The organism is Paramicrobacterium salitolerans (genome assembly GCF_051513965.1).
Taxonomy (GTDB): Bacteria; Actinomycetota; Actinomycetes; order Actinomycetales; family Microbacteriaceae; genus Paramicrobacterium.
Genome location: NZ_CP195847.1, coordinates 1,526,081 through 1,536,524 on the forward strand (window position 1 = coordinate 1,526,081; position 10,444 = coordinate 1,536,524).

General features: G+C 60.9%; 12 protein-coding genes and 1 tRNA gene. 5 read left to right on the plus strand and 8 right to left on the minus strand.

Going from position 1 to position 10,444, the window contains the following annotated elements; genetic code table 11:
- Position 1 precedes the first annotated feature (1 nt).
- Positions 2 to 1,411, minus strand: a complete 1,410-nt coding sequence (locus tag ACSAGD_RS07275; protein WP_437585038.1) for a cytochrome ubiquinol oxidase subunit I — start codon at positions 1,409 to 1,411, stop codon at positions 2 to 4.
- A 120-nt stretch (positions 1,412 to 1,531) separates the two neighbouring features.
- On the opposite strand from ACSAGD_RS07275, the gene ACSAGD_RS07280 reads away from it, so the two are divergent.
- From ACSAGD_RS07280 to ACSAGD_RS07300, 5 genes are read left to right on the plus strand one after another with little or no spacing between them, the layout of a single operon-like run.
- Positions 1,532 to 1,909: a BlaI/MecI/CopY family transcriptional regulator gene (locus ACSAGD_RS07280; RefSeq protein WP_437585039.1), complete on the plus strand. Its 378-nt coding sequence runs from the start codon at positions 1,532 to 1,534 to the stop codon at positions 1,907 to 1,909.
- Positions 1,910 to 1,925: 16 nt separating this feature from the next.
- Positions 1,926 to 2,846 carry a M56 family metallopeptidase gene (locus ACSAGD_RS07285; protein WP_437585040.1) on the plus strand — a complete coding sequence of 307 codons (921 nt, stop codon included), beginning with the start codon at positions 1,926 to 1,928 and terminating at the stop codon, positions 2,844 to 2,846.
- 28 nt (positions 2,847 to 2,874) lie between these two features.
- Complete coding sequence (locus ACSAGD_RS07290; protein ID WP_437585041.1) at positions 2,875 to 3,537, plus strand: DedA family protein; 663 nt, start codon at positions 2,875 to 2,877, stop codon at positions 3,535 to 3,537.
- A gap of 34 nt (positions 3,538 to 3,571) precedes the next feature.
- Positions 3,572 to 4,597: an App1 family protein gene (locus ACSAGD_RS07295; RefSeq protein ID WP_437585042.1), complete on the plus strand. Its 1,026-nt coding sequence runs from the start codon at positions 3,572 to 3,574 to the stop codon at positions 4,595 to 4,597.
- A 27-nt stretch (positions 4,598 to 4,624) separates the two neighbouring features.
- The gene (locus ACSAGD_RS07300; protein WP_437585043.1) at positions 4,625 to 5,671 is read left to right on the plus strand and encodes an FUSC family protein; all 1,047 of its coding nucleotides are present in this window, start codon (positions 4,625 to 4,627) and stop codon (positions 5,669 to 5,671) included.
- Positions 5,672 to 5,686: 15 nt separating this feature from the next.
- Here ACSAGD_RS07300 and ACSAGD_RS07305 read toward each other — a convergent pair whose 3' ends face one another.
- The 7 genes from ACSAGD_RS07305 to ACSAGD_RS07335 form a co-directional block, all read right to left on the minus strand.
- Complete coding sequence (locus ACSAGD_RS07305) at positions 5,687 to 6,163, minus strand: YchJ family metal-binding protein (RefSeq protein WP_437585044.1); 477 nt, start codon at positions 6,161 to 6,163, stop codon at positions 5,687 to 5,689.
- Positions 6,079 to 7,419: an anthranilate synthase component I family protein gene (locus ACSAGD_RS07310; RefSeq protein ID WP_437585045.1), complete on the minus strand. Its 1,341-nt coding sequence runs from the start codon at positions 7,417 to 7,419 to the stop codon at positions 6,079 to 6,081. The genes ACSAGD_RS07305 and ACSAGD_RS07310 overlap by 85 nt, the downstream gene beginning before the upstream one ends.
- 614 nt (positions 7,420 to 8,033) lie before the next feature.
- Positions 8,034 to 8,106 (minus strand) — tRNA-Ala (locus tag ACSAGD_RS07315).
- A gap of 81 nt (positions 8,107 to 8,187) precedes the next feature.
- Entirely contained in the window at positions 8,188 to 8,556 is a 369-nt protein-coding gene (rsfS, locus tag ACSAGD_RS07320) for a ribosome silencing factor (RefSeq protein ID WP_437585046.1), read from the minus strand.
- 27 nt (positions 8,557 to 8,583) lie between these two features.
- Positions 8,584 to 9,291, minus strand: coding sequence for a hypothetical protein (locus ACSAGD_RS07325; RefSeq protein WP_437585047.1), 708 nt, complete (start codon positions 9,289 to 9,291; stop codon positions 8,584 to 8,586).
- A 311-nt stretch (positions 9,292 to 9,602) separates the two neighbouring features.
- On the minus strand, positions 9,603 to 10,202 hold the full coding sequence (nadD, locus tag ACSAGD_RS07330) for a nicotinate-nucleotide adenylyltransferase (RefSeq protein WP_437585140.1): 600 nt from the start codon (positions 10,200 to 10,202) through the stop codon (positions 9,603 to 9,605).
- A gap of 18 nt (positions 10,203 to 10,220) precedes the next feature.
- Positions 10,221 to 10,436, minus strand: coding sequence for a hypothetical protein (locus tag ACSAGD_RS07335; RefSeq protein WP_437585048.1), 216 nt, complete (start codon positions 10,434 to 10,436; stop codon positions 10,221 to 10,223).
- Positions 10,437 to 10,444 lie beyond the last annotated feature (8 nt).

Sequence of the window (10,444 nt, forward strand, 5' to 3'; positions counted from 1 at the left end):
CCTAGTAAACGGCCGCACGAACACGCGGCTCTTCTGAGTCTTCGTCGGCTTCGAGAGGGTCGGGGCCCTTCTGTACCGCTCGCACGATGAGGCGGAATTCCACGACCGCGAGTGAGCCGTAGACGATGGTGAACACGAGAAGGGAGATCAGAACGCTGATTCCGCTGACGCCAGGTGAGACACCGTCTTCAGTCGTGAGCAGACCGAAGACAAGCCAGGGCTGGCGACCCATCTCTGTGAAGATCCATCCGACGCTCATCGCCAGGAGTGATGCAGGGAAGGACCAGATCGCGGCTTTCCAGACCCAGCGGCTCTGCGGCATCCGTCCACCTCGCGTGAGCCAGAGCCCGACAACTGCAACAAGGATATGGAGCATGCCGAGCCCGATCATCCAGCGGAACGACCAGTACGTGACCCAGATGATCGGCGAATAGTCTCCTGGCCCATACAGTGCTTGGTACTGCGCTTGGATGTCGTTGATCCCTTCGACGGTGCCCGTGAGCGAGTGAGTGGACAGGATCGAAAGCAGATACGGCACGCGAATCGAGAACAGCTCGTGAACACCGTCTGGCGTGCCGAGAGTGAACACCGAGAACGAGGCTTCGGCACCGGATGCCGTTGAGTACAGCGCTTCTGCGGCTGCCATCTTCATCGGCTGGGCATCCACCATGGCGAGGCTGAGCTGGTCGCCCATGAGCGTGGTTCCGGCTCCCGCGACGATCATCGTCCACAGACCGAACTTGAGCGCAGGACGCATCATCTCGATGTTCTGGTTCCGCGCGAGATGCCATGCAGCGACCGAGATCACAAGACCGGCCGACACCATGAAACAGGCGAAGATCGTGTGCGGGAACGCCGCGAGCGCGATTGGGTTCGCGAGGAGCTCCCCCAGACTCGTCAGCTCGGCGCGCCCCTTGCTCTCGTTGATCGTGTAGGCGACCGGGTTCTGCATGAACGCGTTGGCAGCGATGATGAAGTAGGCAGAGCCGATCGTCCCCGCGGCTGTGATCCAGATCGTCGCCAGGTGCAGCTTCGCGGGCAGACGGTCCCAGCCGAAGATCCACAGCCCGATGAACGTGGCTTCGAGGAAGAAGGCGAGAAGAGCCTCGAGTGCGAGAGGAGCCCCGAAAACATCCCCAACGAATCTGGAGTAGTCGGACCAGTTCATGCCGAACTGAAACTCCTGCACGATTCCTGTGACGACGCCCATTGCGAAGTTGATCAGAAAGATCTTGCCGTAGAAGTGCGTCAGCTGCAGATAGTGGGTCTTTCCCGTCCGCACCCAGGCAGTCTGGAAGATTGCCACGGTCGTCGCCATTCCTATCGTCAGCGGGACGAATAGAAAGTGGTAAAGAGTGGTCAGGCCAAACTGCCAACGGGCCAGAATGAGCGGGTCGAGTAACTGATCCACAGGGCAAACCTCGTTTCGACGAAGCTTTTTCTACGTCGCGTAGAACTTGTCTTCTACAGAGTGTAGAACACTTTTCTACACGATGTAGAAGGTTGCGCGAAAACAGCGTAGTCTTGTCTTATGGCAACTCTGGGCGAACTAGAACGCGAGGTCATGGATGTCCTGTGGGCATCCGGCGATCCCCTCAGCGCCGGGGATCTGCGCGACCGTCTGAACTTCAGCGGCAAGAACAAGCGCCAGCTGGCGGCGACGACTGTTCTCACGGTTCTCTCACGCCTTGAGTCAAAGGGCTTCGTCTCGCGAGATCGCGGCACTCGCCCCCATCTATATGCGGCAGTGACAACCCGTGCGGATCACACGGCAGACCTGATGCATGAGGTGCTCGGCTCGTCGCCGGATCGGGAAGCCGCACTCGCCCGCTTCATCGGGCAGGTCTCGCCCGCCGAGGTCGAGACACTCCGCTCACTCCTCGGAGTGGACACGTCCGCATCGAAGTAGCCGTATTCTGAGTGCGATGCTCATCGCCGCCGCACTCATGGCTCTGCTTGCCGTCGCGCTCGCTTGGCCAGTGCCCATCGTTCTGTCGCGCGCCCAGTGGCCCGCGCGTGCGCCCGCAGTCGCTCTCGTCGCCTGGCAGGCGATAGCCATCGCAGGTGTACTCTCCACTGTCGGAGCACTCCTCACATACGGCGTCTCCGGACTCGCACGGACACTGGTCGATGGGCTTGTCGTCTTGGGCCGCGGCATCCTCGACGGTCGGGCGCCTGAGGGCCTGGGACCTCTGCACGTCTTTGCGCTCTGCTGTGCTCTTCTGTTCACTGGCCACCTCCTGTTGAGCGTGATTACGACTTTCGTTCGGACAGAACGCGAACGGCGGCGCCAGCATGATCTCGTCACACTTCTCAGTTCACCGAACTCCGAGGTACCCGGCGCACGAGTAATGGAGTATCCGGAACCCGTCGCGTATTGCCTCCCCGGCGCGTTTCGCGCGGTCACGGTTCTCACCGACGGCCTCGTCAAAGCACTCGACGAGAGTGAGCTGCAGGCTGTTCTCGCTCATGAGCGCGCGCATCTCACGCAGCAGCATCATCTGCTCCTGCTCGCCTTCCGCGCATGGCGCAAGGCGCTCCCCTGGTTCCCTATCGCGACACGTGCCAGCCATGCCGTAAGCCTCCTCGTGGAGATGCTCGCCGACGATGCCGCCCGATCGAGATCCTCGGCGCGCGCACTTGTTTCAGCCATAGTGACGGTAGCGGCGAGCGGTGGTTCAGGGCCTGACGTCGGGGTAACGGAGGCAACACCGGAGTCGGCTGCGCCTCGTGTGTCAAGGCTCATGCGGGAACCTCATCCGCTCGGCGGCGCGACGACGATGCTCATTCTCACGTCCGCTGCCGCACTCGTTCTTGTTCCACCCGTGCTTCTGCTGACCGCATGAGCAGAGGTTCGTCCATTAGGCTCGCAGGGTGAACGACATACTCGGCGTGATTCTGGATGCTGTCCAGGACGTCGATCCCGTGCTGCGCACCGCGATCGCCGGTGTCGCTATCCTCCTAGAGACCAGCATCCTGATCGGCCTGATCGTGCCTGGCGACACCATTGTGATCGTGGCAGGGACAGGCGTGACGGGAGTCGTTGAGTTCATCGCACTTTATATCGTCGTCGTGATCGGCGCGCTTGGTGGCGAGAGCATCGGCTTTGCACTCGGAAAGCACTTCGGAGAGCACATCCGACGGTCCCGAATCGGGCGACGCATCGGCGAGCACAACTGGCAGCGTGCAGAACACTACGTCGATCGCCGGGGAGGCATCGCTGTATTCCTGTCGCGCTTCCTCCCTGTGCTGCACTCTCTGGTCCCTGTGACCGTGGGGATGAGCTCGATGACCTATCGCCGATTCCTGGCATGGACCGTGCCTGCCTGTCTGATCTGGACCGGCGCTTACGTCTCCGTCGGCTCAGCGGCCGCAGAGACGTACCGTGAACTGTCGGAGAAACTGCATTTCGCGGGTTACATCTTCGTTGGCATCATCGGCGTCTTTCTTCTGTTCGCCTGGCTCATCAAGAAGGTTCTCCATCATCGTGAGCAACGTCACATGGCGCGCACCGACTCTGACGAGAGTGAAGGATGACGCATCCGGCCCCTCTCCGTGCCAAGATTGAGTGATGCCCGACACTGATGCCACGCCAATCGTGCCCGGAAGAATACACCGCGCCGCACGTATTGACGACGCAATTCTCGCCTGGCGCTCGCGTCGAGCAGCGCGTCGAGGGCTCGTTCCGCGTGTCGTCGGCTATACGGGCTACGGATCGACGACATGGGTTCGCGTGCTCGCGCGCGTTCTCTACATGCACCCAGACCGTCAAGATGAGGCGAGTAGCCGCGCCCGCGGCTGGAGAAGCTTCACAAGCATTTCGGTAGCCTCTTGTCCAGTCACCGTCGACATCGGCGATGATCAACATGAAGTCATCGCCGACCGGGGAGGTGTCGTCGATGTCGTCGTACAGGTAGCGCTCACACCGGGCTGGAACACGATACGTCTGCGCACTCAGGGGTCGGGCGCAGTGACATGCGATGTCTACATCGTGGATCCCGAGATACGGGTCGGCGTGATCTCCGACATCGACGACACGGTCATGGTGACCGCGCTGCCCCGACCCTTGGTCGCGGCGTGGAACACTTTCGTGCTTGACGAGCACGCCCGCACACCGGTCCCCGGGATGGCCGTCTTCCTCGACCGACTCTCCCGCCAGCAGGGTGGGTGCCCCGTGATTTACCTTTCCACGGGCGCGTGGAATGTTGCACCGACTCTTCGGCGGTTCCTCTCTCGTCACCTCTATCCTGCTGGCCCTCTGCTCCTCACGGATTGGGGCCCGACGCACGACAGGTTTTTCCGTAGCGGACGCGAGCACAAGCGGACCAACATGCGCCGTCTGGTCGACGAGTTCCCGCAGATCAAATGGATCCTCGTCGGCGATGATGGCCAGCACGACGAAGATCTCTACTCAGAGTTCGCGGCTGAGCACCCCGACTCTGTCGCAGGCGTGGCGATCCGCCAGCTCTCTGTCGGAGAGGCAGTGCTGGCCGGCGGTCGTTCGAAGCGCGAGCAGCACGACTCTGGACACACGTGGGTCTACGCACCTGATGGCGCGGGTCTTCTCACGGAGCTTGAGGGGTTTCTCGACGGCTGAGTGTGGTGCGCCGATTAGTCTGAACCTATGAAGCTCACGCGCAGGATTCAAGCGTCGAAGCGCACCCCGCTGCTGCAGGTCGTAAAGACCTCGGTCGCTGCGGTCGTGGCGTGGATTGCCGCGGGCAGTGTGCTTCCTGAGCAACTCCCGGTCTTCGCCGCGATCGCCTCATTGCTGGTCGTCCAACCCAGCGTGAATCAATCCTTTGGCAAGGCCAGCGAACGAAGTGTCGGGGTGATTTCGGGAGTGGCAGTCGCCTCCATTCTCAGCATGCTCCTCGGGCAGGCCAGCTGGGTCGTCATGCTGGCAATCCTCGTCGCGATCCTTCTCGCTTGGTCACTGCGGATGACGACAGGCACATCTAATCAGGTCGCGATCAGCGCCATGCTGGTGCTTGCCCTCGGAGCGTCCAGCCCCGAGTATGCGAGCGCACGGATCATCGAGACTCTCATCGGAGCCGCGATCGGGTTCGTCGTCAACGTCGTCATAGTTCCTCCGGTGCTCGTCTCTCCGGTGCGAGAGAGCGTGGTCCGGCTCGGAAATGAACTCGCATCCACTCTGGACCGCTTGGCAGAAGCTCTGCGCGTGGAACAGGCTGAGGGAGATCTCGAAGGCCTCATGATCGAAGCTCGGCTGCTCAGGCCCATGAAGGATGCCGCTCAAACCGCGATCGAGGAGGGCGAAGAGTCTCTGACTCTGAACCCTCGGCGATCCTCTCACCGCTCCGATCTTGCAGAGCTCCGTGAGATTCTTGATCGCTTCTCCCCGGTGGTGACGCGACTCATCGGAATGACACGAGCGTTCCGGGATCATTATGACAGCGGCCTGCACTCTGAACCCAGTGTCCGCGCGATCGCTGAGCAGCTGACGCGCGCCGCCCACGACCTTCGTCTTATCATTCGGCCAAGCATGACCGATCCTGCACCGATGACCAGTGAGATTCCCGCGCTGACTGCTCCCCTCGTGGTCGCCCCGCCCCGATCGAACCACTGGGTGCTGATCGGCTCGCTGATGGAAGATCTTCGCCGCATTCGCGAGTCCCTCTTGATCGATGAAGAGGACTTCGATGCCTGAGGGAGAGCCGATCCGCTATGAAGCGGGGAACTCACCATCCACGTAGAACCACGTGCCATTCCGCCGAGCGAATGAGCTGATCTCCTCGAGCCGTCCACGGCCGTCGCGCGTGCGATATAGAGCCACGAAATGAACATGCCCGACATCGTCGAAAGGGCCTCCGCGGGAGGATGAGAGCACGTGCAGACGTGTCCAATGCAACTCACTGTCGAAGTCGATACCCAAAGGTCGCGTACTCTTGTCCCACGTGCGAAGAAGATAGCTCTCGTCGGCCAGCACAAAAGCAGTGAACCGGGAACGCATGAGCTGCTCCGCTGTCGGTGGCGCTTGCTGCCCTCCGATGAACCGGCCGCAGCATTCACCGTAGGCGTCTCCCCTGCCGCACGGGCATGAGTCGTCAGCCGTAATTATCGGGTGCATCCGCTGCCCCTCCTGTGCGTCTGCTCGCTGCGGCCTACGTGCCACACATCTCTGACCCGAGCATTCTCCCATTCTTCAGGCAGTCTGGCACCGAGAGCAGCAAGCGGTGCCTGCGCCTTGAGCGCGACTTCTGCGATCTCCCGCTCCGGTTCCGAATCGATCGTAATTCCACCACCGGCTCCGACGTAGGCGATGCCGCGATCAACGGCGACGCTCCGTATCGTCATGGACAGTTCCGCGCTTCCATCGCGGTTCACCCAGCCGAAGCAGCCCGCGTAGCGTCCGCGCGGACCGCTTTCGATGTTCGCCAGCAGATTGATTGCGCTCTGCTTCGGTGCCCCAGTCATCGAGCCCGCGGGAAACGTCGACGCCAGCACGTCTCTGAGCGATACTCGAGGCTCGAGCACTCCCGTAACTTCACTGACGAGCTGATGCACATGCGGATGAGTCTCGACGTGCAACAGACGAGGCGTCGTGACGCTGCCAGCTCTGCAGACCCGGGTCAGATCGTTGCGCATCAAATCGACGATCATGACGTTCTCCGCACGTTCTTTCGGATCCGACTTCAACTCGCGCCGCAACGCACGATCCTCGGAAGCAGACTTCCCACGAGGCCGAGTTCCTTTGATCGGGCTCGTCGAAACCGATCGGGAGGGGCTAATGCTCAGAAAGGCTTCCGGGGACGTCACGACCAGAGCTCGGGAGCTTCCTCGGATCAGCGCGCTTCGGCGACCCGGCTTCTCAAGCATTCGTCGAAATACATACCGCGGATCGAAATCGCCCCGCACGCTGAAACGGGTCGTTACGCAGAGTTGGTAAGCGTCTCCCGCACGAATCGCGTCCTGGGCGCTCGCGATGATACGCCTGTAGTGCTCAGGTGAGTCGCGGCTTTGAGCGGTCAAGGTCGTTTGCTCGCCCGACTCGCATCCATCGTTCTGCAGATGCTGCAAATGCTGCAGGAGAAGCGTCTCAACCTCGGCAGCCCACACGGTGAGATCGCTGTCAACGGTGTGCGCATCGATCTTGCCCGACTCATGCTCAAAGGTGACGAATTTCTCGACCGCCAACCAGCACGAGTCATCCTTGTCATACCCGATCCATCCGATCCACCCTCCCCGGAACTCACGCCCTTTCGTTCCAGTTTCCGGCCAGGATGCCGTCTGCTGCGGCTCGGGCAGGTCTGAGGGTCGCCCGACACCGATATAGCTTGTGGTGCATTCCGCTGCGTGATCGACGACCCAGAATCCGCAGCTGTCATCGCCGACGATAGCGTCATAGACGAATCCCGCTTGCCGCGTCGAAAAATCGATGCGCTGGCGATGAGTCACAATGCGGTCGACCTCCCGAGATTGCTGTGCGACGCGCCGCCGACCGCCGGTTGGAGACGGCGTGAGGCATCAGTCTCATGGCATGGCCGGTAGCCAGTCGTCGAAGCTTCCTCAAACCGAGAGTGCGCGGCATCTTCGACGAGGTTTCGAGCTTATCTGACGAACGATCGAGAACGCTCACAGCGACGTAACGGTGCGTTCGAGGCGCTACTCCTTGAGAGAGCCGATAGTACGTCGAAGCAGGCAACGCCGTCACCGCTTGGCGGTGCCTGTCATGTGGCTCATCCCAGTCAAGGAAACGTCCCGATGTCACCCGCAGGGAACAGCTCCGCCGATTCGTGCCCCGGCTTGTCGGCAAACACTCGCAAGCCGAGATCGATCACACTGGCACGGGGCGCTCGTTCCGGCGGCGCGCAGCCTGGTGCTGGGACGTACAACCACGGCTGCCACCGACCGAAACGGTGTATCACGCCGTCATGGTCGACGGCCTCTGCGTCGGCACTTGGTGTCTCCTGATCGCGCTCAGCGACTCCTGGCGCAACAACGAAAAAGAGCCCGGCCGATGGCCAGGCTCCTCCTCATAACTGTCAACTATGTCGCGACTCATGTCGGTGTGGATCTGAGGGGACTCGAACCCCTGACCCCCTGCATGCCATGCAGGTGCGCTACCAGCTGCGCCACAGACCCAGATCCATTGCCGAAGCAACTCATCTAATGTACATCAACTCTGCCCGCGAAGAGAAATCGGCACACTCGGGCGTGTTGATTTCAGTCCGTGAGTACCTCGTGGAGCGGGATGACAGGACAATCGCGCCACAGCCGCTCCAGTGAGTAGTACTCACGCTCTTCAGGATGAAATACATGGGCGACGAGATCCCCGAAGTCGATCAACACCCAACGTCCTTCGGCACGCCCCTCTCGCCGAACCGCATGAACACCACGCTCGCGAAGCACGTCCTCGATCCCATCCGCGATCGCTACGACATTTCGCTCGCTGCGTCCGCTCACGATCAAGAATGCGTCCACAAAGGGCAGCGGCTCGGACACATCGACAGCGACGATCTCCTCACCGCCCTTATCGTTGGCGGCGGACGCCGCGATCCGTGCGAGGTCGAGGGACTCGTTTGAGGCAGTCACAGAATAAAGGAGGGCTTTCTCTCAGTGTCAGAACGAATTAGTCAGAAGTCCGACGATGACCACGCCGATCACCGCGACACACAGCACGCCAGCCGTGATGGCAAGAATCATCAGCAGTTTCGGGCTCGACGTCTTTGTCGGAGGTGTGATCACATCACGAGTAACAGCGTGCGTGCTTACAGCGCGCGTCGCCGAGACAGGAGTTCCGGCTGTCGCAGTTCCCTCACCGCTGTTGTCTGCACCTGAGTCCACATCGGGGCGATCTGACGACGAGCGCTCAGCTTTCGCATCGGCATGAGGGAGATCCAAGGATCCCGTAACAACGATCTCACCTGTGGTTGATGACTTGGTGTCCGATGTGTGGCCGCTCGCACCAGGAAGGAGAAGGACGCTGGACGTTGTCAAGACGTCGGAGCCTCGAGCTTCAGGCGCAATTAATGTGTCAAAAGCCCGAGCCGGTTCTGATCGGGACGACTCATCGTCTTCCTTGCCTGACTTTGGCCGGAAGGCATCAGAAATCTGCTCAGACGAATCAATATGATCAGTTTCCTGTGCCTGGTCCGCAGGCAAGTCTTTGGCGCTCGGCGTTGGCTTCGCAGCTTTTGGGGCAGTCGGGGCCTGCGCCTCGTCTTCTTGGTTCTCACCGACCGGCGATTCCGTCGAAGAGTCAGCTGACGCGTCTGTCGGGTTCTCTGGCTGAGCACTCGCGGCGTCTGCTTCAATGACTGGCGTCATGCCTGTAGCAGCGCGCAGGGCGCGAAGCTCTCTCCTCGTCAGTGGCCGTTCGCCTTCGTTTGCGTCCTCCGAAGGCACCGACGAGGAAGCAGACTCGCGTTTCGGATGCGTCTGAGGAGCACCGGGCTTCTCAGCGGCTTCGCGCTTGTCGGATTTCTCAGCGGCATCACTCTGAGCAGCGGACGCTTCGGTCTTCTCCTGGTCCTCCGCCGAGGCAGGCTTGGTGCGCAGAACGCTCTCCTGCGCCTGCTGTGCCCGCAGCTTCTCCCGTAGTTCCCGACGGGAGAGTGGCCGCTCGTCGGAAAACGAGGTCATTCACTACTCCGATACAGATGATACTTCGTGATGTATTGAACGACACCATCCGGAACCAGATACCAGACCGGGTAGCCCCGGCCGACCCGGCTTCGGCAATCAGTTGAGGAGATTGCAAGTGCCGGTACTTCCAACAAGCTTACGTGCTCAGGAGGCAATCCAGAAATGTTCAAGGAATGTCCCGGACGACTCACAGCCACGAAGTGAGCAAGGGAGAAGAGTTCACTGGAGTTCTTCCAGCCGAGGATCTGCGCGATAGCGTCTGCACCCGTGATGAAGAACAGGTCTGCTTCGGGGCGCTGCTGCTTGAGATCCCGAAGAGTGTCGATCGTGTACGTCAGCCCGTCGCGATCGATATCAACACGGCTCACCGTGAACTGCGGGTTAGATGCTGTGGCGATCACCGTCATCAGATAGCGATGCTCGCTCTCTGTCACCTCAGCCTTCTGCCATGGCCGCCCTGTCGGAACGAACACCACCTCGTCGAGATCAAATGATTGAGCAACCTCACTCGCCGCCACGAGGTGTCCGTGGTGAATCGGATCGAAGGTGCCGCCCATCACCCCGATCCGCGGCCGCACGACTGTGTCCCCCATCACCGTACGCGCCTCGCGCTACTTCTGTTCACTCTCCGGTGTGTCGTACGCGTGCGCTGTCTGCGCTGACCCGGTCTTGTGGCTGTGGCGATTTGCCACGTCACGATAGGCGAACGTAGCAAAGCCGAGAATGAGAAAAATCGCAAGCGCCACGACCCCGAACATGAAGCTGGGCATCACGAGTTCATTGACAGTGTGCTCGGATTCGGCCATAAGGACGGTCGCAAAGGGCATTTCAACTC